The sequence below is a fragment of the Enhygromyxa salina genome (assembly GCF_002994635.1).
In the GTDB taxonomy this organism is placed as follows: Bacteria; Myxococcota_A; Polyangia; order Nannocystales; family Nannocystaceae; genus Plesiocystis; species Plesiocystis salina_B.
Map to the genome: position 1 here is coordinate 1 of NZ_PVNL01000089.1, position 22,208 is coordinate 22,208.

Consider the following 22,208-nt stretch of genomic DNA (forward strand, 5'->3'; position numbering starts at 1 on the left):
GCCCGCTGCCCACGGTGAACCAGTCTACGAATGGCGCCTGCAAGCGGGCGAGGAGCCTCGCCCGAGCTGAAAACAGCCCGCTGCCCACGGTGAACCAGTCTACGAATGGCGCCTGCAAGCGGGCGAGCTGAAAACAAAAAAGGAGGTGACCCATCACGGGCCGCCTCCTTCTTCGTTGGCGCTAGCTGTGCAGCGCGCGATGTGGCGAGCGCCTAGCGCATGCCCTTGTCTTCGATCTTGTTGATCTTGCCCTCGGCCCAGCACACGTTGTAGGTGCGGATCGTCATGCCGGCGCCAGCTTCCATCGTGAAGCAGTCACCCTCGGCGGACACGACCTTGGGGTCCTTGAGCATGTACATGCCCATGTCGTCGTCGGCGATCTCTTCGTTGGCGCCAAACTCTTTGAGGGCGGCGGTGACGGCCGGGTCGGTGCCGTCGAACTTCGCCATGAAGTTCTTCATGTCCTCCGAGACCTCGACGGCTGCGGCGGGGGGCTCCTCGGCGGGGGGCTCCTCGGCGGGGGCCTCGACGGCCTTGTCGTCGGCCTTCTTGTCGTCGGCCTTGTCGTCGGCCTTCTTGTCGTCGGCCTTCTTGTCGTCGGCCTTCTTGTCGCACGCGGCGAGGCTAAAGGTGAGGGCGAGGCAGAGGCTGGTCAGCGTGGTGATTTTGCGCATCGTTGTTCCTTCGGTTGGGAGTCCGACGCGCGTTCTACATGGAATCGGCGGCCCAAGCCAACCGCGGGGGTAGGTCCCAGGGGAGGGCTAGGGCCAAGCGCGGCTGAGCCCCTCCAAGTCCGTGAAATCCCCCAAGAAAATCGGAGCCGCGTCAGGGTGGCTGATAGCTGGCCCCGTCCGCGATCCAGGTGCCGATGCTGCACAGCGCCCCCGCGGACAGACCCGTGCCGCCGGGCGGCATCCGGATCGCCGCGTCGTCCGTGGCGAGGCGGACGAACAGGGGGCTGCACAACGGATCGCCCGGGACCACCAACGGCCCGAGCTCGCTCGTCATGCTCGTCATGGTCAGGTGGTCGTAGGTCTGTTGGGGATCGACGAAGGTCAGCCCGCGCGTGGCCCCGGCCGCGTCGGCTTGGGCGTGGCACGCCGTCCCGAACTCGGCGCAGCCGCTGTCGAGCGTCTGCGTCCAGACCTGATCGTAGCTGGCCGGATACAGCGGCGCGCAGCCGTCGAGGGTGTACTCCACACACTCGGGGATCGCGTCACCGCTGCCGTTGTCATCGTCGTTGCCAGCTTCGCAGCCGGCAGCCAGCGCCATCGCAACCAGGATCACCGCGATGGCGTGCCAGCGACCGCTCATTCGACACAAAATCCAAACATGACCGAGTCTTGCTCGCCGCTGGTCAGGGACACCTCCAAGGTGATCTCCCAGTAGCCGGTCATGAACAGGTTGACGGGGCTGATCTCGTAGTGGCCGGGGGTCTCGAGGGCCGTCATCTCGGCCTCCACCGGGGTGCCGTGACCGTGATCCGGCATCATTGGGATAGCGACGATCGTCGCGTCGACGACCGGCTGGCCCTGCAGGTCTTGGAGCTCGAGCGTCCAGGTGTTGTCGCCCTTGATCGGCGGCGCGGGGCTGCTGGAGATGAAGCTGACCTCGATCGAGGTGCCCGACTTACTCAGCCCGATCGCAAACTCGTCACCGCGGGTCTCCGCTGCGCAGCCGGAGTCGTCGCCGGTGCCGTCGCCGGTGCCGTGCTCGCCATGCTCGCCATGCTCGCCATGCTCGCCTTCGCTCTTGTCACAGGCGGCGAGTCCGAGCGTCGTGAGCGAGACGAGCAGCAGTGAACGGAGAGGCGCGCGCATGGGCAGAGTCTGCCAAATTCCCCTGTCGCGTGCGAACCTGCGGCCCAGAGCCCTCCTCTCGTCAGGTCGACAATGCTGATTGCGCGGCGGTGCGTCACCTGCGAGGCTCGCGGGATGAGGCGCGCGCACACCCTGGCTCCGGCGATCTCGCTCTGCTTCGTCATGGCCGTGCTCGGCTGTGAAGGGGACGCCAACGACGCCAACGGGGGCTCGGCTGCAGACACGAGCGAGGACGGCGAGTCTGGTGACGGCGACGGCGAGTCTGGTGACGGCGACGGCGACGGCGAGTCTGGTGACGGCGACGGCGATCCTGGCGACGGCGACGGCGATCCCGGTGGCGACGGAGACGGCCCCTCGACCGCGGCTTGTGAGGCGTTCGCCAACGCGACACCGCAGCCGCTGATCGCGGCCACCAGCGCAGCCGAAGCCGCGACCGCGACGATCGTGCCCGATCCCCAGGTCATCTACACCGTCACGCTCCCCGAGGGCGCCGCGGGCTTCGTCCAGCTGCAGATCGCCGACTGGGAGACGACCCAGGCGTTCTTCACCACCGCGGAGATCGATTACCAGGTCACGGTCGAGACCAACTCGCAGGTCCCCGAGCCGCGTGGCCCAGCCGCCGCCTGCCCCGAAGGTGGCATCACGGATCAGCGCGTGTTCTTCCCGCACTGGACCCCGGCGACGATCGAGTTCTCCGCCACGGGACCGCGCGAGGTCCCGCTGATGATCATCGAGCAATAGGCCGACAGATGCCTAGAGCGCCAATCAGCTTGGAGTCGCGTCGCCAGGCACATCTGGGGCCGCTCCTGCCGTTGTCGACTCGGCGCTCGCAGTATGCCGGATACAGCTTCGGCCTCGCTCCTAGGCAGGAGCGACCCCAGACGCACCTGACGACGCGACTCCAAGCTGATCGGCGCTCTAGTGTTCGCGGGGTCGTGCTCGTTGGCTTGCTCGCGCTGGGCGGCTGTGAGTCCTCGATCGACGCCGGCTTCGACTGGGGCCTGCCCGCGGGCGTCGAGCCGCCAGCGGTCCCAGCCGACAACCCGCAGACGCCCGAGAAGGTCGAGCTCGGCCGCCACCTGTTCTACGACCTGCGCCTGTCCAAGAACCTCAACCGGGCGTGCGGGACCTGCCACGAGCAAGCCAAGGCGTTCACCGACGGGTTTCATCGCGCGGTCGGGACCGCCAACGATCTGCACGGTCACAACACGGTGGCGCTGGCCAACGTCGGCTACCGATCGCAGCTGGGCTGGCGCTCGCCGATGCCCGACTCCCTCGAGCAGCAGCTGTTGGTGCCGCTGCTGGGTGACGACCCGATCGAGATGGGCATGGGCGGCAGCGAAGCGCAGCTGCTCGAGCTACTCGCTGACGATCCGCGCTACGTCGAGCTGTTCGCCGCCGCGTTTCCCGATGCGCCCGCGGGCGTGAGCATGGTCCAGCTCGCCCAGGCGATCGCGGCGTTCGAGCGCACGATCATCAGCGTCGACGCGCCCCTGGATCGCTACTTGCGGGGTGACGAGGACGCGATCACCCCCGCCGCCAAGCGCGGCTGGGCGCTGTTTGGCTCGCGCGAGGTCGGCTGCCTGGGCTGTCACGGCGGCCTGGATTACGCCAGCCCAACCGACGCCCAGGGGCAGCCGATCGCCGAGGCCGGGTACGCCAACATTGGGCTCTACAACCTCGAGGCCGGCGCATACCCGGACTCCGCCCAGGGACTGATCGAGGTGACCGGCGTCGCCTCCGACATGGGCCGGTTTCGCGTGCCGTCGCTGCGCAACTTGGCCTACACCGGGCCCTACATGCACGACGGCAGCGTGATCAGCCTCGCGGGCGTGGTCGACATCTTCGCCGCAGGCGGGCGCGTGATCACCAGCGGACCCTACGTCGGCGACGGCCGGGCCAACCCGCACAAGAGCCCCGGGATTCAGCCGATCGACCTCAACCCCGAGCAGCGCGCGGACCTGGTCGAGATGCTGCTCGCGCTCAGCGACGCGGGCCTGGTCACCGATCCAGGCCTCGCTTCGCCGTTTGATTGACCGGGACCAAGGCGTCGCGCAGTGGTCGGGATGATCTTCACTCGCGCGGACCACCTCGCGGGAATGGACTGCGTCGTGTTCGAGCAAGTTGGAAGCGAGGGCACCGAGCGACGTTGCTACAGCAGGCGACACGCTGCGATCGAGCCGGTCGACTTCCGGTGCCCCTCGGTTAGAATCTGCCGATGCGAATTAATATCCGCTGCTTCGCCACAGCCCTAGCGTTTACAGCCCTCGCGTTCACCAGCGTCGGCTGCACGCAGGAGACCGAGACCACCTTCACCGACGAGGGCAGCGCGTGCATCAGCGGCGAGCCCGACGCGGCGCAGACCGTCACCGTCGACTTCCAGACCTGCCTGAGCTCGTCGTGCGACACCCTGCTCGAGTCGTCGTGTACGGCCGAGCTAGACGGCACGGAGCTCACGATCACGGCGACGGCGACGGTCAGCAGCAAGTCGGGCGCGTGCACGGCCGACTGCGGGCTGGCCCAAGCGACATGCGAGACCCCGCCGCTGCCGGCCGGCAGCTACGACGTGGTGTACGGCCAGGAACAGGGCACGCTGGTGGTTCCGGCGGTCACGGGCGGCGAGTCGACCTGCATCGGCGAGCCGTGATCAACATCGTGCGGTCTACCATCCGAGAACTCGGAGCGCTCAGGTCACGGCCTTGAGTCCATCTTGGTCGAGCAGCACGACCGTGCGCCCGTTCATGTTGAGCAGATCCTTCTTCTTGAACTGCGCGAGCGTCAGCGAGATGGTCTCGCGCGTCGAGCCGATCAGGTTGGCCATCTCCTGGTGGGTGATCTTCAGCCCGATCTGCAAGCCGTCTTCGGTCTCGTGCCCGTACTCCTCGCCGAGCTCGAGCAGCAGCGCCGCGAGCTTGGCCTGGACGTCCTTGAACACCAGGTGCTCGAGCTTGGTCTCGAGCTGCCTGCGACGCTTGCCGACGTCGCTCAAGAACGAGAAGCACAGCCGCGCGTCGGCCAGCAGCAGCTCGCGAAACACGTCGACCGGCAGCTCCGTGATGATCGCGTTCTTCATGGCCTCGGCCATCTCTTCGCGCGGGGAGCCGTCGATGACCGCGAGCTCGCCGAAGATCTGACCCGCCCCGCGGTAGGCCAGCGTCAGCTCCTTGCCGTCGCGTGTCACCTTGCTGGTCTTCACGCGCCCGCCGTTGATGAAGTACACCTGCTCGCCGGGGTCACCGGGCAAGTAAATGACCTGGCGCCGCGGGATCTCGCGCAGCTCGACCTGCGTGATCAGCTCCTGCAGCTTGGCCGGCGGCACGTTGGACAGCAGGGGAATCTTGCGCAGGTGCCACAGGACACGCTTGTCATCTTGTGCACGGTCCAAGGCCTTCTTGCGGGCGCTCATCGTTACGGAGGGTACCGGTGATTACGAAACGCAACAACAATGTTAGCTCGCTGACGCACTCTTTTGGCGCATCGCGCTCCCAGCGGGCCCTCGGCCACGACGAATGCAATTTTTGCAGATCTTGCGCATGTACCCGGCATCACGTTGGCCACGGACCGCCCCACGGCTGATAGTGTCCGCCGCCATGGGTCGGACCGCGATCTCGTTGCTCTGCCTGCTCGCCCTCGGCTGCACCAACCAGGACCCCCAAGCGTCCGCGCGCGGGGACGCGCCAGAGGCCAAGCCGGATCCGAGCCCGACCGCGGCAGGCGACCAGCCCGAGTGGAAGCGGACCCGGCGCAAGCCGGTCGAGGTCGTTCGCGAAGATCTGCTGGCCGACGATCTGCCCCCGGCCCCCAGGCTCGAGGCGCTCACGCTCACCGCCAGCCGCGAGGGCAGCTTCGCGTTCCCCGAGGGCAGCGACGAGCTCGCGCCCCGGGCCGCGGTCGCGCTGCGTGGTGGGTTGCTGCTCGCGGGCCAGGCCTACCTCGATCGCCGGCCCGGTCCGCCGCCCGCCAGCTGGCGGTGGCTCGGGTTCGCGCCGTCGGCCGGCGACGGCGCGCCCGCGTCGACCTCCACCAAGTTCGAGCCTGGCGCGATCCGGGCCGCGGCCGCCGACGGCCAGGGTGGGGCGCTGCTGTGTGGCACCAGCGGGATCGGCTTTGACGTGCGCGGGTGGTTCGGCGTGGTCAACGAGCAGGCGCAGCTGGGGCTGGATGTCGGGCTCGACACCCCCAACTCGACCGAGCTGTTCGATGTGTTGTCCGGCCACGCGACCGGAGAGCTCGCGGTCATGACCGGCTACGTCGACGCCCAAGCCTGGCTGGTCTCACTCGATCAAAAGGGCGAGCAGCGCTGGCAGAAATACGTGGGTAGCTACGGCTACACGCAGGCGCGAGCGTTCGCGCGGCTCGACGGCGCGCGCGGAGACCTGCTCACGATCGGCACCCGCGCGCAGGGCTTTGGTGAGTCGTGGTGGGCGATCGTTCCGGGTGACGGCGGCGACCAGGCTGGGTCCGGCGACGTCACCCAGGACAAGCTGAGCATCGCGGGCGCGGACGAACATCAGATGCTGCGGGCGATCGTCGATGTCGGCGAGGCCGGCTTCATCGCGCTGGGCACCGCCAAGCGCAATCACGTCCAGGCCCACGATCAGCCGCTCGCGGTCGGCTTTGGGCGCGACGGCGCGGTGCTGTGGTCGAGGGCGCTCGACGAGGTGCGGATCAGCGGGGTGTCCGGCGGCCGGGGCAAGCCCGGCGCGGGGCTGTTTGTCGTCGACGTCCCCGGGGCGGATCCCGAGGCCCCGAGCGCGCTCGCGCTGCTCGAGGTCAGCGCGACCGCGAGCTCGGCCCGCGAGCTGGCTGGCAGCGCGGGCTGGTCCAGCGCGGGCTTCATCGAGGGCCAGGACCAGGCGGCGGTGGTCAGCTACGAACCCAGCGCGACCGGGATCGTCTGGCGCGAGCTGCCGATCCCCGGGTGAGATCGGCGTCCGCGGGCCGAGTCGGCGACGCTCGAGCTTCAACGTATGCTCGAACCACATGGAGACGGCGCTCCCCCTCTCGTGCGCGTGTGGCCAGCTGCGCGGTCGGGCCCGGCTGGTCGGCCGCGAGCTGCGGCTCGCGTGTCACTGCCGTGACTGCCAGGCCTTCGCGCACTTCCTCGAGCGGCCCGACGAGCTCCTCGATGCCCATGGTGCGACCGAGGTGGTCCAGCTCGGGCCCGCGCGGATCGAGCTGACCGACGGGGCCGAGCAGCTCGCGTGCATGCAGCTGTCGGCGAGCGGGCTGATGCGCTGGTACGCGAGCTGCTGCAACACCCCGGTCGCCAACACCATGAGCAACCCGGGCGTGCCGTTCACGGGGCTGTCGCTCAGGCTCGCGGGGCCCGACATCGACGGGCCCACGCTCGATCAGCTGCTCGGTCCGATCCGCGCGCGCGTCAACGGCCCCGCGCGCCAGCGTGATCCGGGCGCCCCACCCGTGAAGGTCGACAAGCTCCCGCTCGGCACGATCCTGAGGTCGATCCAGATCCTGGCCGGCGGATGGTTCCGCAACGAGCACACGCCGTCGCCGTTCTTTGACGGGACCAGCGGCGCGCCTCGGGCCACGCCGCGGGTGCTCAGCGAGGACGAGCGCGAGCAGCTGCGCCAGCGCGTTGAAACCTGGGCCTGAAGCCTGGTCTCGAGCGGCCAAGCCCCGCCCAATTCGCCCGTCCAGTCGTTCGGCTTCGTCCGCCGTCACACCGCGTCACCGCGGGCTCTTGTGGCTCGCGTCGAGTCGCCGAATTCGTCCATAGATCAGCCGCTGCGACCCGTTTGCGTCATCCGTGACCAACGGTGACGGCCCAACATTCTCGTGATCCGCAGGTGACCCCAGCGTAGCTGACCGTCACGGGGGCGGGGCGTCAAGCTCATCGAGCGTCGGGGTGCAGAGCAGACCTCCCGACGCCCGAAAGCGAGAATATCCATGGCCGTCAAGTTCGCACGCAAACAAATCCCCGCAGGCTTCGCTCCCAGCGAATTCATCTACAAGGGCCGCCCGGCCAAGGACCAGGGCGACTTTAGCGATGACGTTGGGATCGCCGACATGGCCTCGGTCAATCAATTCGAGGACCGCAACAGCTCGAAGTATTACCACGCAGGCGTGCTCGAGGCGCGCGGGACCTGGTTTGTCTACACCGAGTGGGGCCGCATCAGCGGCGGCAAGAGCTGGTCGGGGGCCTCGCCCAAAGGTGGCATGGACTTCATGTTCACCAAGTGCAGCTCCGAGGCCGAGGCCCGCTCGGCGTTCGCCAAGCAGTGCCGGTCCAAGAACCTCGCGCGCCTGACCCAAAAGCAAGTCGGCGCCAAGACCATCTGGGTCGCCAAGGTCGACAAGTCGGGCAAGTCGAAGGACGCGTACATCGTGCAGTCGCTCGCGGCCCGCGAGCGCGGCCTGCCCGACGCGTACTCGATCAAGGACGACAGCGGCGTGGTCAAGGCCAAGCCCGCGGCCAAGCCCGTGGCCGCCAAGCAGGCTCGCAAGCCCAAGCCTGGCAAGAATTTTCAGCCGCAGGTGGTGAGCTTGGCCAAGGCGCTGGTCGGCGGGACCCGTGACTACGCCCGCGCTGCCGCCCAGGCGACCGGGATCATCCCGACCATGGACTCGATCACCGAGGTCCGCGACGAGTTCCTGCCGCTGGCCATGCAGCGGATCGCCGACGTCGCCAGCGCGAACCCGCAGCGCAAGCGAGAGACCCAAGACGCGTGGGAGCGGCGCCTGCTCGACCTTCAGATCAGCGACGACAAGCTCGTCGACATCTCCAAGCTGGTCGCCGCGCTGGTGCCCCGGGTGATCCCCTTGCGCGGCTCGGCCCGCCAGCGCGCGGCCGCGACGATCCTGTCTTCGGACAACATCCTCTCGATTCAAAATGATCTCGACGCGTTCGCCTCGTCGCTACAAAACGAGGACTTCAGCCTCGACGACAAAAAGGCAGTCGACGACGTCGACCCCGACCGGGTCCTGAACGCGCAGCTGAGCTGGATCGACCCGAGCTCGACCAAGGGCAAGTGGCTGGCCTCCGTGTATCAGAACATGACCAACAATCGCCACAACTACATGAAGGGCAAGCTGGTGATCAAGAACATCTTCGAGGTTCAGCGCCCCGATCGTGATCAGCGCTTTGTCGAGGCCGTCGCCCGGGTCGCCAAGGGCAATCAGGGCAAGAGCATCAAGGAGCAGGCCCGGCTGCAGCCAACCCGCCGCAGCGACCTCGCCGACATTCAGCAGCACGCCGCCCACGCCAACGTGTTCTTGGGCATTCACGGGACCCGGGCCGTCAACATTCACCCGATCCTGAGCGGCGATCTTCGCCTCCCGCGATCGCTGCCCGGCGCCCAGATCACGGGCGCAGCGTTTGGCCACGGGATCTACTTTGCGACGGACTGGCGCAAGTCCTACGGCTACACCGGTCACGGCAACAGCTACTGGGCCAGCGGCGGCAACATCCGCGGGCGCGGCTTCTTCATGTTCCTGTCCGACGTGATCATGGGCGACGCGTACATGGCCCGCTCGTGCGGCTCGTGGTCGTCGCCACCCAAGGGCAAGGACAGCGTCGCGGCCTACGACAAGTACGTGTCGAGCCTCGCCAACGACGAGCACATTATCTTCAACCCCAGCTATCAGCGCATTCGCTACGTGGTCGAGGCCTCGCTGAGCTGATCGCCAAGTCCTCACTCTCGACCCTCACCCATACGCGACTTCGCATCGAAACGAGCCTCATCATGACCACCGCTACCGCCTCGACCACCACCGACTCCACGCCCAGCCTCGTCACCGAGCGTACCTGGCAAGACGCTGTCTGCACCCTCATCGACCACTGGTGTCTGACCGATACCTGCTTCTCTTCGGGCCAGCTCGCCCGGCAACTGCGAATCGAGCGACCTGACTTTCGCTACGCCGTGACCGAGCTGGGGGAGTTCGTCAAAGATCTGTTTCATCAAGGCGCGATCGAATACCGCGATCGCCACGGCCGCGTCAGCGCGGCGGTCCAGGTCCCGCGCCGGACCGACGGTCGCAGTCGGACGCCCGCCAACACCGAGGTGTTTGTCTACGCGCCCACGCCCATGCTCGGTCAGGCGCACGACTTCGAGGTCGAGATCCCGCGGCCCGGCTTCACCCCGACCGCGCTCGAGCGCCAGCGCTTCGCGGCTGCAGCCGCCCAGGCCAACGCCGAGATGCTGGCCACCGTGCACGCCGATGGGCGCCTGTGCATCCCGCGACGGGCGTTCGAGCAGCTCTCGCACGCGACCGGCGTCTCGATGCGCGGCGGCGACAAGGTGTTCATCGCCGTCGAGCTCGGCGCGCGCTCGACCCTGCGCGTGTACCTCGAGGCCCGCGACGGCTGCGTCGAGCACGGGCTGCAGCCCGACCGCGGCCGCGTGCGGTTCACGGCCCCCGGTCAGCTGCCCAGCTTCACGCCGGGGGCCACCTACGCGATCGAGATCGACGACGACGGGCTCTCGATCACGCTCTAGCTCGTCTGCTAGCTCGTCTGACGGCGGCGTCGCAGGCCCAGCAGCCCGAGCCCGGCCAGCATCCACCACGGCGTGGGTGAGGTCGGGCCAGCGTTGCAGGCACAGCCCGCGCCGCCGTCGTCGTCGGCACCGAAGTCGCTGCCAAAGTCGCCGCCGAAGCCGGTCCCGCCGTCGTCATCGGCCGAGTCGCCGCCGTCGCCATCACCGGTGTCGGGGTCGGGCTCTGGCTTGGGCGGGACCTCGGTGTCGATGCCGATCGCAACCGGCTCGGATTCCACGATGTTGCCCGCCCAGTCCTCGGCGACCGCGACCATCGTGAACACCCCGGTGGTGACGAAGTTGGCCTTCAAGAACGCGTAGGGGTCGGCGAGGTCGGAGGCCACGTCGGCCCCGTTGATCTTCAGGCGTACTTCCTTGATCGAGAACCCGTCGGGGTGCTTGGCGGCGTCGATGAAGATGTCGATCTCGCTGTCGACCGGGAACGTGTCGCCCCAGACCGGCGAGCTGATCGCGACGCTCGGCAGCTTGCTGTCGTCGAAGTCGTCCCACGCGTTGCCGCACACATCGCTGACCACGCTCGCTGGCGTGCCCGCGCACCACGACGACCAGTCGCCCACGCCCTCGTTGGGGGTCAGGGTGTTGAAGCCGCCGCACAACGGACCGGGCGCCCAGTTACCCTCGGAGTCGGTGCACGGCGTGACGTCGAGGCCGCTCTCGGCCTCGAGCCACCCCAGCGCGCCCTCGAGCAGCGCGTGGGTGCCGTTGCCACCGCAGCCGCCGGTCACGGTCGAGGCGATCCCAAACGTCCGCCAGCTGCCGTCGGGAAACTGCACGTAGGCCGGGCCGCCGGAGTCGCCCGGGCACACCGACGAGGTCCCGCCGCCACCGAGGACGACCTTGTTGCCGGGCTTGTCGACCGCCAACAGGTTGGTGAAGCCCCAGTTCTTGACCCCGCTGTTGCCCTGCAGCGTCTCGCCGAACCCGACGACCGCGACCTGCTGGTTGATCTGGATGATCGTGTTCTCGCACGGCCCCGAGACCGGCGGGGTGATCGGCAGATCCGTGACCGGGTTCTTCAGCCGGCAAAACGCCCAGTCATGGCCCTGGTCTCCGGTGCCGCCGTAGTCGGGGTTGGTCATGCAAAACTGCACCGACTCCGTGCGCCCACCCGAGAACGCGCTCTCGCCAAACCGGATCGTCTTGTTGCCCGCGCCGCAGTGGGCCGCGTACACGACCAGCTGCGGGTGGATCAGCGTGCCCGTACACAGGCCGCCGCCACCCGTGACCGCGACGGCGGTCGGCCAGGCACACTGACCCACGCCCTGGCCGTTGGCGATCAGCGGCTCGGGGATCAGTGGTTCCACATCTGTCGGCGGCCCTGCCAGCGCGAGGCTGGGCAGCGCGAGCGTGAAGGTGGCGACCAGGAGGGCGATAGTTTGGGGGTGACGCAGGCCCATGAGCCCGGAGAGTATGCCGGCAGAAGTAGGTTTGTTTCATATAAATACCCAACAATTCGTGAGCGCAGGGCAGATTTGTGGCTCATCCGCGACGGCGCGCGCGCGGTGGCGGTCGCGCTCGTGATTTTCCGCTCCGCAGCTCACGGAGCGCACCCTACGCTGGACTATCCTGATCCGGATGGGGACTCGCGCATCGTGGGCTGTCGTGAGCGCGTCGCTGTGGCTCGCGGTGTGCGGCTGCAAGCCCGAGGCGCCGCCAGTGTCGGCGCCCGAGCGCGCCGGCGCCGAGCCGACCGGCATCGGACCCGTGGTGATCGTCGAGGCGCCGACCGTGCCGCTCGGGTGTCAGGCCACGACGCCGATCGGCGGCGCGCTGTTAATCCCCGAGGCCGCGCAGTGGCTGGTGCGGATCAGCCCGGCGCAGCTGATGCACTCCGCGTTCTGGTCGGCGCTCGGATCCGAGGTCGAGTCCGGCGAGCTGTCGGAGCTGTTCGCCGGGCTGCGCGAGTGCGGGCTCGAGCCCGCCAGCTTCCAGGACGTGTTGATCGGCTTCGAGTCCGAGAACGAGAACTACGTGATGGTCGTGCAAGGCCCTGGCGTCGGCCAGTCCGATCTCGCGACCTGCGCCGTGCAGGTGATGCGTCGGCAGCTCCCGGGCGAGAAGACCATGGAGGTCGAGGCGTCGCTCTCGCCTGGCGCGTTCGGTGGGCCACCGATGATCCCCTTCGACAATGGCGTCGCCTACCTGATCAGTCCCGATGAGCTCGTGTTCGCCAGCCTCGCTTGGCAATACGAGGTCGGTCAGCTCGCGCAGTGCATGGGCCAACCCGCGCTCGAGTCTTCAGCCATCGCTAGCCTCGCCCCGCTGATCTCGCGGGTCGATACGCGCGCGGATCTGTGGATGATCGGCCACGTCCCGCCGTCGCTCGCCTCGATCTTCTTGATGTTCGGCGGGCCGTCGCAGGGCCCGAGCGACGTCGCCATGACGGTGGACTTCAGCAGCGGGTTTGGCTTCGACATGAGCCTGACCCTCGACTCGGCCGCCACCGCCGAGCAAGCGCGGACAGCCTTGCAGACCTCGCTCGACCAGCTCGCCGCGAACGGAAACTCGGAGCTCGAGCGGTTCTTGGCCGGGGTGTCGCTCGAGGCGAGCGGCCCTCGCTTGTTGTTACACGGTTGGATCAGCGCTGAACGACTCCCGTCACTGCTGCCATAGAAGTGAGCTTCGTGGGCGGACAGCCAGTCCGGCGGCTCTGGATGGATCTCGACCTGGCACTGGGTGGCGCGTGCGAGCGTTCGGGATCGCCCCCAAATACGCGCAATACCGCGCTTGGAATCTCCGGCCACGGCGTATGTGACCGGGTTAAGATAGCGGCATGATTCGAATGCACAGGAGTCTGGGAACGCTGTCGCTCGCGCTCGTGATCGGGTGCGGAGGTGGATCGAGCGAGGGCGGCGCGGACGGTGACGCGACGGCGGGCAGCGAGACCATGACCGAGAGCGGCTCGGCCAGCAACGAGGGCTCGGACCAAGAAGCCAGCGGCGACGGCGATGGCGATGGCGATGGTGACGGCCCCGGAGACGGAGACGGCGACGGCGACGGCGACCCGGCGGGCGACGGAGACGGCGACGGCGACACAGCGGGCGACGGAGACGGCGACACAGCGGGCGACGGAGACGGCGACACGTCGGGCGACGGAGACGGCGACACGTCGGGCGACGGCGACGGAGACGGCTGCGCCAAGGTCGACTTTCTGTTCGTGATCGACAACTCGATCTCGATGCTGCCCGAGCAGACGGCCCTGACCGCCGCGTTCCCGGGCTTCATTCAGTCGATCCAGGACAGCCTAGACACCGACGATCACATCCTCGTGACCGACACCGATCTCAACGGCTGGTGCACGCCGGGCAACTGCGCCAACCCCAACAACCTGCACGCGACCTGCGAGGGACCGAACGGCTACGCGTGCACCATGGAGGTCGAGGCGTGCGACATCACGCTGGGCGCTGGCGTCGTCGAGCCGGCCGGGCAGGGCGCGAGCAACATGTTCTGCGACCCGTTTGGCGGCGAGCGCTACATCCTCGAGGATGAGCCCAACAAGAACGACATGTTCGACTGCATGGCCCACGTCGGCCTCGCCGGGTCGCCCAACGAGCGCCCAATCGACGCGATCGTCCAGGCCATCAGCGATCCGCTCAACGCTCCCGGCGGCTGCAACCAGGGCTTCTTGCGCGACGACGCGATCTTGGTCGTCACCTTCATCAGCGACGACGACGGCAACAACGAGGTCAACTCGACGCAAGAGGCGTACAACGCGTTGCTCGCGGCCAAGAACAACGACCTCGATCGCATCGTCATGCTCGGCTTGATCCCGGCCGAGGACAACAACTGCTCGTTCACGCCGGGCGCGGGCGATCACTGGCTTGAGCTGATCAACATGTTCGGCGAGCAGGGGCTGCACGGGCCCAGCTGCGACGACGACTACGTGCCCTTCTTCCAGGGTGCTGTCGACGTGATCGTCCAGGCCTGCCAAGCCAACCCGATGTGACACCTGCTTGGCGCGCTGGCGGGCCGGGGAACCGAACTCCCCGGCCTCGCCGTCGTGGGGCCGTCCTCCCGCCCGTCAGTTGATCTTGGTGGTGTCGATCCGCAGGACCCGGCCGGCGGTCTCGCCCGGGCCGGTGTCGGTTTGGATCAGCACGCCGATGTCGTCGCCGAACGCGGTCGCTGCGATGGTGCGGTTGGGGCGGTCGGCGACCCACATGCTCCCGATGTCGAGCTCGATCGAGCGCAAGATGCTGCCGTCGGTGTCGAGCTCGGCGACGACCAGGGTCGCGTCCGCGTTGACCGAAGAATTGTCGAGGTTGGCGCTGCAGGTCCAGAAGTCGACCTTCTTCTGGTCGGCGTCGTACACGTAGGTGGCCGCGATGTCCGAGACCACCCACACGCCCCACATCGGCCCGAGGTTCGTGCGCACGATCCTGAAGGTCTCGGCCTCGATGCCCTCGGCCTCGTAGGCGCAGGGCGGGCAGTCGGGCTGGTTCGAGCCGTAGTTCATCTCGCAGAACTTGGGCACGAGGGGGGTGTCGGCGATCGGACTCTCCGACCACTTCTCGCCGTCCTCGACCGTGATCACGGCGAGGTTGTCGGCGTCGATGCGCTGGATCATGGCGATCGGCGCTCCTTCACCAGAGTTGGGGCGCGGCGGATCGGCGAGGAAACCGGCGTAGTCGGCCGCTTGCCCGACGATGAGGTCATTCTCACCGGCGACGTCGAGTGTCCACCGCATGACGCCGCTCTTGCTCTTGCGCAGGATGGTCACCGGGCGATCCCACGCGTCGGGCCCCGCGTAGCGGGTGGAGTTGGTGCCGGTCAGGGAGCTGGTCTCGGCCCAGCTCCACTCGCCCTCGTCGAGGCTCGCGGCCCACAGGAGGTACTGCCCAAAGCCGTTGGTCTCGAATTGGGCGTGGAGCTCCCCAGTGCTGTCGGGGCGGATCTTGAAGCCGGCGTAGGGCCAAAACAGCTCGGGGAGGCCGTCGATGGCGACCTCGATCCAGTCGTTGCCCTGGTTGTAGAGGTAGCTCGCCGCATTATTTGTGAAGCGATACAACGTCCCGTCGGGCGCCTGGCCGGTGAAGCCGTTGCCCGGGAGCTCGTCGAGCATCTCGAAGTCGAACTCGGCGTAGTCGTGCTCGATGTAGAAGTGCACGTCGTATTGACCATCGAGCCTGCCCCACAGCCCGCTGGCATCGATCGCGATCTCGGGGGTGCGGATCCGACTCTCGGGGCAGCGCAGCACCGCGTCGGCGAGGACCACCTCGTTGGACTCCCACAGGTCACCTCGCTCGACGACGCAGACATCGTCTTGGAAGAGGACGTCTGGATCTGGATCTGGATCGATCTCCATGGCGCGCAGGCTCGGGTCGTCGAAGTCGACCTCCGTCTGTGCCTCGCAGCCGAGGGTGAGGGTCGTGAGGGCCAAGAGCGTCGCGGGGATCGCCCAGCGATGGAGAGGGGTATGGGTCCGTGTTGTCATCTGTCTGCGTCTACCTGTGCTCGTCATCTATCGCGATGCACCAAACAATGCACTATCACAGCGCGATGCGGATGACATCATGAATTGGCGTTGATGCAGAATTGGTCGAATATGCGCACAGCGGGGCCCCGACTCCTGTGTGTGGATATTCCTACATCTAGGTCGAGTTGAAGGCGCGCCGAGCCACGCCGAGCCCACGGCCTGCGGCCTACACCGCCCTCAGGCTGGTCACAGCGACCAGTGGGGCATCGCGCCGTGCGGGGCGCGAAAGTACCGGTGCGGGCTCACGAACAAGAAGTTGCTGACCCGGCTGGTGTACAGGCACGCGTACTCCTCCAGCTGCGCACCAAAGAAGGACGAGTCATAGCGCTCGGCGAACACCGAGCCCCAGTAGCGATTGAACGCTCGATCGACCTCGACGCTGCGCTGCTTGACGTAGTCGGCGACGGAGTCCTCGTGGGCGCGCAGCCGCTTGAGCCGCTCGCGCGCGCGCGTGCGGATCTGGTCGAGCAGCGCGGCGGACTGAGCCTCGGTGAGCGGCTGGGCCTGGGCGTGATACTCGCGGCTGATCTCGGCGGGCACCAGCAGCTCGAGCCCGCGCTGAAGATAGCGCTGATCCGAGACCTCTTCGCTGAGCCGCTCCCACAGCTCGGACAGCGTGAGGATCTCTTCGAGCGCGACGTGGTAGTCGTCGCGGACCGGCATCTCGCGCTCGAGCTCGTCGGCGATCAGCAGCGTGCGCCAGCCCGAGGTCTTCTTGCTCTGCACGATGTCGCCGTAGATGTGATCGCCGACGTACAGGATCTCGTCGGGCGACACGCCCAGCGCCCGCTGCAGGCCCATCTGGTTGCCGCCCTCGTAGACCCGGCCCTTGCTCGGCGTCGCGATTGGCTTGGTCGACTTGCGGCCGGTTGCGATGTCGATCTCCCAGAACGGCTCGGTGTCCGTGAAGAACCCCGGCTTGCGGCTGCCGACCACGCACCAGTCGAAGTAGCTGGTCCAGTCCTCGTAGGCGTCGTCCTCGCCGCCGAGGATGTAGCTCATGACGGTGTTGGTGTAGGGGAACAGGCTGTTGGTCAGCAAGAACAGCTTCTTGCCAGCCGAGCGCAGCTTGTGAAGGGTGGGGGCGAGATCGGGATCCTTGTCGAAGTACGCGGCGACGTTGGCCTTGATCCGCGACTTGATGCTGTCGTCCTGGTGGGCCTCGTCGATCGCCGCGCGCACGGCCGTCCACGCGGTCGCGTAGTCGGGCGGGCCGCCGGGGCCCCAGGCCTGCGGCTGGCTGTCGATCAGATCCACGACCGCCGCGTACAGCGTGACCTCGGGCAGCGAGAACAGCGTGTCGACGTAGCTGAACCGGGCGCGCTCGCCACCGATCCGCTGCGAGCGATAGATCGACTTGCGCTGGCTTCGCTCGAGCATCGTGCGGCCGTGGTAGACGCGCCCGACGTAGCCGTGGCGATCCATCTTGAGCAAGTTGCCGCGCAGCTTGTCGACCACCAGCCCGCGGATTGCAAACTCGGGATCGGGCTGCACCTCGTACAGGACCCTGGGCCAGCCCTGCACGACCAGCTTGTCGACGGTGGTCTCGAGCGAGATCGCCTCGAGCTCGGCCTGGCGGTAGCGCGCGAGCGTGTAGTCCATGTCGAACCCCACGACCGGGACCTGCTCGAAGTCGAGATCGCGGTTCGTGAAGATCCGTCGCGCGCGTGGGGTCTCGTGCTCGTGCCCAACGTTGCGAAGCAGCCTGCGGATCGGATCGGGGAGTTCCTGCTCGCTGGACATGCGTTGGCCGAGCGTAGCACTCGGCGCGGCGCGGGGGCGCCTGAACAAGCGAGCCGCCCGCGGGTCTGGCCTGGTCGAGCTGGGGCTGCACGAGAGCTTGGCTCGTGTGTTCGTGTAATTACCTGGATCGGAGTGTGGTGAATTGGGCGAAGCGACAAATCACGATCGCAACATTTAGTGAGCGCGTTCGCCGACATTGGTGGCGGGCGGACATCGGGACCTCGAGGGATCGGCGCGGTGTCGTCGCGGGTTCCGCTCGTCTCCACGGCCGCGCTAGTCACGCGACCTCTCTCGCGCGCCGGCCGTGCGCCGGACTGCCCGGTATCGGCCCGCAGCGGTGTTCCACGTCGACTCGAAATCCGTGATGTCACCCGGTGCACATGGCCCCCAAAATCCCGGCGTCGTGAGGTAGCATACCAAACATGCGACTCAAAGCGCTCCTCTCGGTGTCCGCGCTCGCCTGCCTGAGCCTGGCTTGCTCGGGGTCTCGCACTGGAAGCGACGGTTCATCCACCGGCGCAGATGGGAGCGACAGCGGCAGCGGGACGACCACCGTCGGCGAAGAAGACGGCAGCGGAGACGGGGTGGGCGACGGAGACGGCGACCCTGCGACGGGAGACGGCGACGGCGACGGCGACGGCGACGGCGACGGCCCAGGCTGCGGCAACGGTGTCGTCGAGTCGGGCGAGGCGTGTGACGACGGCAACGGGATTGACACTGACGCCTGCACCAACGCCTGCACGGTCGCTGAGTGCGGCGACGGCATCGTTCACGCAGGTGTCGAGGCGTGTGACGATGGCAACAATGATCCCTTCGACATGTGCACAAACGAATGCGAGGCTGCCGTTTGTGGTGATGGCATCATTCAAGAGGGCGAGATCTGTGACGCCGGCCCGAACAACGGACCGGGCATGGCGTGCAAGGGCGACTGCACCCCCAACGAATGCGGCGACGGCGATCAGGGCCCCGGCGAGGGCTGCGACGACGGCAACGCCGTGGACAACGACGACTGCTCCAACACCTGTGTGCCCGCGACCTGTGGCGACGGCGTGGTCCAGCCGCCCGAGGACTGCGACGACGCGAACATGGACAACCTCGACGCCTGCACCAACGCCTGCACGGCGGCCGAGTGCGGCGACACGCTGGTTCAGATGAACGAGGAGTGCGACCTGGGCAACGCCAACTCGCCCAACGGCGCGTGCACGAGCGAGTGCCTGAACGCAGCGTGCGGCGACGGCTTCATCTGGGCCGGGCAAGAAGAGTGCGACGACGGCGTCGACAACGGCCCAGGCATGGCCTGCAAGGCCGATTGCTCCGACAACTATTGTGGTGACGCGGACGTCGGACCTGGTGAAGAGTGCGACAACGGCGAACTCGACAACGCCCCGGGCCTCGAGTGTCTGCCCAACTGCGTGAACAATATCTGCGGCGACGGGGACAAGGGCCCGAACGAGGGCTGTGACGACGGCAACGTAATGGGCGGGGACGGCTGCTCACCCGTGTGCGCGATCGAAAACCCGCCGCCCGCCGCGATCCCCTGCGGCAACGCGATCTACGAGTGCGGCGACACGATCGACAACGACATGGACGGCCTCGTCGACCTCGATGATCCCGACTGCACGACCCCCTGCGACGACGATGAGGGCTCGCTGCAGACCAACTTGCCCGGGCAGAACAACGACTGCAAGCAAGACTGCTTCTGGGACGCCAACAGCGGCCAGGGCGACGACAAGTGCGTCTGGAACCTCAAGTGTGATCCCGAGAACCCTGGCGCGGACATCGGCTGCGCGTACGACCCCAACTTCAATCAGTGTAACGCCCAGCTGCCCCCAGCCTGCCTGAACTTCTGCGTGCCGCTGGTGCCCAACGGCTGCGATTGCTTCGGCTGCTGCGAGATCGCGGGCGAGTTCATCTATCTGGACTCGAACCCAGAGTGCTCGATGGACAACCTAGACGCTTGCAACAATTGCACCTTCTTCGACGTCTGCAACAACCCCTGTGACCCGCAAATGTGCGAGCTGTGCTTCGGGCAGGACCCCGACGATCTGCCCGAAGAGTGCCAGGAGCCCAGCTGCGAGTTTGGCTCGCCCTGCCTGCAGCAAGCCGACTGTGCCGAAGGGGAATTCTGCCAGACAGGTTGCTGCAGCCCGATCGTCCCGGGCTGAACGATCACCCGACGCAGTTACGAACACGAGGGACGAGACGACATGATGCGACGAACAGTAGTAATGACCTTGCTCGTGAGCCTTGCCGCGTGCGGAAGTGACGACACGAAGGACACCGGCTTCAACTCGGTCGGCGATACCGGCAGCGAGAGTGACAGCGGTGACGGTGACGGTGACTCTGGCGACGGCGACGGCGACGGCGATCCTGGGGACGGCGATCCTGGGGACGGGGATGGTGACCCAGGAGACGGGGATGGTGACCCAGGAGACGGGGATGGTGACCCGGGAGACGGTGACGGAGACGGAGACGGCGACGGAGACGGAGACGGCGACGGAGACGGCAACGAGCCGATCCCTTGCGACGTCGCCGAGGCCGAGCTCGCGCCGGTCGTCCCGCACGTGGTCCTGGTGCTCGATAAGTCCGGCAGCATGCTGCAAAACACCTGGGATCACGACGCCGACTTGATGACCCCGGAGGTCACGCGCTGGAAGAGCCTGCACAGCGTCGTCAGCCTGGTCGTCAACAGCTTCGACGATCAGTTCGAGTTTGGCGCCCAGCTCTATCCCTCGACTGACGCGACCAACGAGTACAACGCCAACGCGTGCCTGGTGAACGCGCCGCCTGACGTGACGGTCGCGGCCAACAACGCGATCGGTGTGCTGTTGGGCATTCCAACCGGCAACTCGCAGAACATCCGGGGCGGGACCCCGGCCGCCGCGGGCATGACGAGCGCGATCGATCACCTCATTGACATCGACGACGGAGACCCGGCGGCGATCATCTTGGTGACCGACGGCGCGGCGAACTGTCGGACTGACGCGGTCAACGAATTCCAGCGGTTCGAGAACTACGACCCGAACCTACTGGGGATCGTCGCCGACGCCTTCAACGACTTTGCGATCCCCACCTATGTGGTCGGCATCGACATCTCCGACGTAGTCACCCTGGTCACGGGCGCCAACGGCCACCCACCCGATGGCGAGCCCGACGGCATCAGCCCGTTCAACCAGCTCAACGACCTAGCGATCGCGGGCGGCAAGCCCAAGGGCGGCGACGAGGACTTCTACCAGACCCAGAACGAGATCGAGCTGCAAGCGGCGATTCAGGCGATCGTCGACGACGCCGCCAGCTGCACCGTCGTCCTGGACCCGGTCCCCTTCTTTCCACACCTGGTCGAGGTCGTGATGGACGACGAAGACGTGCCCAAGGTCGACGACTGCGACACCGAGGATGGTTGGACCTTCACCAACCCCAACGGACCCTACGAGACGCTCGAGCTGTGCGGCACCTGGTGCGACGCGGTGCCCAACGCCCAGCTCGTGAAGGCCGAGTACTTCTGCGATCCGGGCTGAGGCTAATTGCGCGCGGGCGCGGGCGCGAGACCAGCGACGTGGAGGCGAATTGCTCCGCCAACATCACCTTCACGGACGGCGGCGCAGGCAAGGCCTGCGTGCCGCCGTCAGCGTGACGCAATCACGGGATGTTGGTGGGGTAGCAGCAGCCGGTCTGGCAGTACCAGGCCTCGGGGCAGTCCGCGGACTCCAGGCACGAGTCCACGCCGTCGGGGCAGCTGGGTTCGTCGCACTCCTCGGGCAGCTCTGACGGATCCTGCCCGAAGCACAGCTCGCAGATCTCGGGCTCACAGGGATTGTTGCAGTTGTCGAAGAAGGTGCACGACTCGCACGCGCCCAGGTTGTCGAGCGCGCACTCTGCCCCGTCGAGGTACACGAATTGGCCGTCGATCTCGCAGCAGCCAAAGCAGTCGCAGCCGTTGGGCACCAGCGGCACGCAGAAATCCAGGCACGTCTGCGGCATCATGACATTGCACATCATGAAATTTGGATCGTACTCACAGCCGATCTCGGCGCCGGGGTTCTCGGGATCGCACTTGAGGTTCCACTCGCACTTGTCGTCGCCGCCGCCCGAATTCGAGTCGAAGTAGCAGTCCGCTTTGCAGTCCTTGTTTTGGCCGGGCAGGGCGGTCTTGAATGTGGCCTCGTCGTCGTCGCACGGCGAGATGCACTCGGGATCTTCGAGGTCGATCAGCCCGTCGTCGTCGTTGTCGAGCGTGTCGCCGCACTGATAGATCTGCCCGCCACACTCGATCGGGCCTTCGTGCTTGCAGCTCGCGCTGCACCCATCGCCCGACTCGGTGTTGCCGTCGTCGCAGCTCTCGGCGCCCTCGACCACGCCGTTGCCACACTCGCCTGGATCCGCGGTGTCGCCGTCGCCCGTGGGATCGCCGTCGCCGTCGCCCGCAGGATCGCCGTCGCCGTCACCCGTGGGATCGCCGTCGCCGTCGCCCACGGTGGTGATGCCCGAGGCCTCGGTGTCGCTGGTGCCGGCTGTGTCCGAGCTGGCCGAGCCGTCGTCACCCTTGCAGGCCGTCACCGAGAGCAGCACGGCGACGCCCAGACTCCAACTCCACGAACTCGACGTTGACATCAGCATGGCCCCACCCTAGCCGAGATCAGGCGCCGCAGC

General features: G+C 67.2%; 19 protein-coding genes. 11 read left to right on the forward strand and 8 right to left on the reverse strand.

All coding sequences use genetic code 11. The annotated features are described in order from the left end of the window. Positions 1-212: 212 nt before the first annotated feature. The 3 genes from ENSA7_RS22110 to ENSA7_RS22120 all read right to left on the reverse strand — a co-directional run bounded on the left by ENSA7_RS22110 (position 213) and on the right by ENSA7_RS22120 (position 1,820). Positions 213-674 carry a hypothetical protein gene (locus ENSA7_RS22110; RefSeq protein ID WP_106091312.1) on the reverse strand — a complete coding sequence of 154 codons (462 nt, stop codon included), beginning with the start codon at positions 672-674 and terminating at the stop codon, positions 213-215. Positions 675-825: 151 nt separating this feature from the next. Continuing rightward, on the reverse strand, positions 826-1,314 hold the full coding sequence (locus tag ENSA7_RS22115; protein WP_106091313.1) for a c-type cytochrome domain-containing protein: 489 nt from the start codon (positions 1,312-1,314) through the stop codon (positions 826-828). Further along, positions 1,311-1,820: a FixH family protein gene (locus tag ENSA7_RS22120; protein WP_106091314.1), complete on the reverse strand. Its 510-nt coding sequence runs from the start codon at positions 1,818-1,820 to the stop codon at positions 1,311-1,313. The genes ENSA7_RS22115 and ENSA7_RS22120 overlap by 4 nt, the downstream gene beginning before the upstream one ends. Positions 1,821-1,934: 114 nt before the next feature. On the opposite strand from ENSA7_RS22120, the gene ENSA7_RS22125 reads away from it, so the two are divergent. The 3 genes from ENSA7_RS22125 to ENSA7_RS22135 all read left to right on the forward strand — a co-directional run bounded on the left by ENSA7_RS22125 (position 1,935) and on the right by ENSA7_RS22135 (position 4,467). After that, the gene (locus tag ENSA7_RS22125; protein ID WP_146157991.1) at positions 1,935-2,561 is read left to right on the forward strand and encodes a hypothetical protein; all 627 of its coding nucleotides are present in this window, start codon (positions 1,935-1,937) and stop codon (positions 2,559-2,561) included. A 194-nt stretch (positions 2,562-2,755) separates the two neighbouring features. Next, the gene (locus ENSA7_RS22130) at positions 2,756-3,856 is read left to right on the forward strand and encodes an MbnH family di-heme enzyme (protein WP_181233992.1); all 1,101 of its coding nucleotides are present in this window, start codon (positions 2,756-2,758) and stop codon (positions 3,854-3,856) included. Between the two features lie 182 nt (positions 3,857-4,038). Continuing rightward, positions 4,039-4,467 (forward strand): hypothetical protein, encoded by a 429-nt coding sequence (locus ENSA7_RS22135; protein ID WP_106091317.1) that lies wholly within the window; start codon positions 4,039-4,041, stop codon positions 4,465-4,467. A gap of 39 nt (positions 4,468-4,506) precedes the next feature. Here the strand turns inward: ENSA7_RS22135 and ENSA7_RS22140 are convergent, their stop codons facing one another. After that, on the reverse strand, positions 4,507-5,226 hold the full coding sequence (locus ENSA7_RS22140; protein WP_106091318.1) for a Crp/Fnr family transcriptional regulator: 720 nt from the start codon (positions 5,224-5,226) through the stop codon (positions 4,507-4,509). A gap of 184 nt (positions 5,227-5,410) precedes the next feature. On the opposite strand from ENSA7_RS22140, the gene ENSA7_RS22145 reads away from it, so the two are divergent. The 4 genes from ENSA7_RS22145 (at position 5,411) to ENSA7_RS22160 (ending at position 10,279) form a co-directional block, all read left to right on the forward strand. Further along, positions 5,411-6,745, forward strand: a complete 1,335-nt coding sequence (locus ENSA7_RS22145) for a hypothetical protein (protein ID WP_106091319.1) — start codon at positions 5,411-5,413, stop codon at positions 6,743-6,745. Between the two features lie 58 nt (positions 6,746-6,803). Next, positions 6,804-7,436 (forward strand): DUF6151 family protein, encoded by a 633-nt coding sequence (locus ENSA7_RS22150; protein WP_106091320.1) that lies wholly within the window; start codon positions 6,804-6,806, stop codon positions 7,434-7,436. Between the two features lie 294 nt (positions 7,437-7,730). Beyond that, positions 7,731-9,464, forward strand: coding sequence for a hypothetical protein (locus ENSA7_RS22155; protein ID WP_106091321.1), 1,734 nt, complete (start codon positions 7,731-7,733; stop codon positions 9,462-9,464). A gap of 62 nt (positions 9,465-9,526) precedes the next feature. Further along, positions 9,527-10,279 carry a hypothetical protein gene (locus ENSA7_RS22160; RefSeq protein WP_106091322.1) on the forward strand — a complete coding sequence of 251 codons (753 nt, stop codon included), beginning with the start codon at positions 9,527-9,529 and terminating at the stop codon, positions 10,277-10,279. A gap of 8 nt (positions 10,280-10,287) precedes the next feature. Here ENSA7_RS22160 and ENSA7_RS22165 read toward each other — a convergent pair whose 3' ends face one another. After that, a complete protein-coding gene (locus ENSA7_RS22165) occupies positions 10,288-11,736 on the reverse strand; it encodes a trypsin-like serine protease (protein ID WP_106091323.1) in 1,449 nt (482 codons plus the stop codon). A 178-nt stretch (positions 11,737-11,914) separates the two neighbouring features. On the opposite strand from ENSA7_RS22165, the gene ENSA7_RS22170 reads away from it, so the two are divergent. Together ENSA7_RS22170 and ENSA7_RS22180 are read left to right on the forward strand one after the other, a co-directional pair. Next, the gene (locus tag ENSA7_RS22170; RefSeq protein ID WP_146157992.1) at positions 11,915-12,952 is read left to right on the forward strand and encodes a hypothetical protein; all 1,038 of its coding nucleotides are present in this window, start codon (positions 11,915-11,917) and stop codon (positions 12,950-12,952) included. A gap of 160 nt (positions 12,953-13,112) precedes the next feature. Continuing rightward, the gene (locus tag ENSA7_RS22180) at positions 13,113-14,285 is read left to right on the forward strand and encodes a hypothetical protein (protein WP_181233993.1); all 1,173 of its coding nucleotides are present in this window, start codon (positions 13,113-13,115) and stop codon (positions 14,283-14,285) included. A 75-nt stretch (positions 14,286-14,360) separates the two neighbouring features. Here the strand turns inward: ENSA7_RS22180 and ENSA7_RS22185 are convergent, their stop codons facing one another. Further along, a complete protein-coding gene (locus ENSA7_RS22185) occupies positions 14,361-15,773 on the reverse strand; it encodes a hypothetical protein (protein ID WP_146157994.1) in 1,413 nt (470 codons plus the stop codon). A gap of 228 nt (positions 15,774-16,001) precedes the next feature. After that, entirely contained in the window at positions 16,002-17,558 is a 1,557-nt protein-coding gene (locus tag ENSA7_RS22190; protein ID WP_106091327.1) for an HAD-IG family 5'-nucleotidase, read from the reverse strand. A gap of 422 nt (positions 17,559-17,980) precedes the next feature. Between ENSA7_RS22190 and ENSA7_RS22195 the strand changes: the two genes are divergently transcribed. After that, on the forward strand, positions 17,981-19,723 hold the full coding sequence (locus tag ENSA7_RS22195) for a DUF4215 domain-containing protein (protein ID WP_106091328.1): 1,743 nt from the start codon (positions 17,981-17,983) through the stop codon (positions 19,721-19,723). A 69-nt stretch (positions 19,724-19,792) separates the two neighbouring features. Further along, positions 19,793-21,076: a vWA domain-containing protein gene (locus tag ENSA7_RS44030; RefSeq protein ID WP_181233994.1), complete on the forward strand. Its 1,284-nt coding sequence runs from the start codon at positions 19,793-19,795 to the stop codon at positions 21,074-21,076. A 121-nt stretch (positions 21,077-21,197) separates the two neighbouring features. Here the strand turns inward: ENSA7_RS44030 and ENSA7_RS22210 are convergent, their stop codons facing one another. Continuing rightward, positions 21,198-22,175: a DUF4215 domain-containing protein gene (locus ENSA7_RS22210; protein ID WP_106091330.1), complete on the reverse strand. Its 978-nt coding sequence runs from the start codon at positions 22,173-22,175 to the stop codon at positions 21,198-21,200. Positions 22,176-22,208 lie beyond the last annotated feature (33 nt).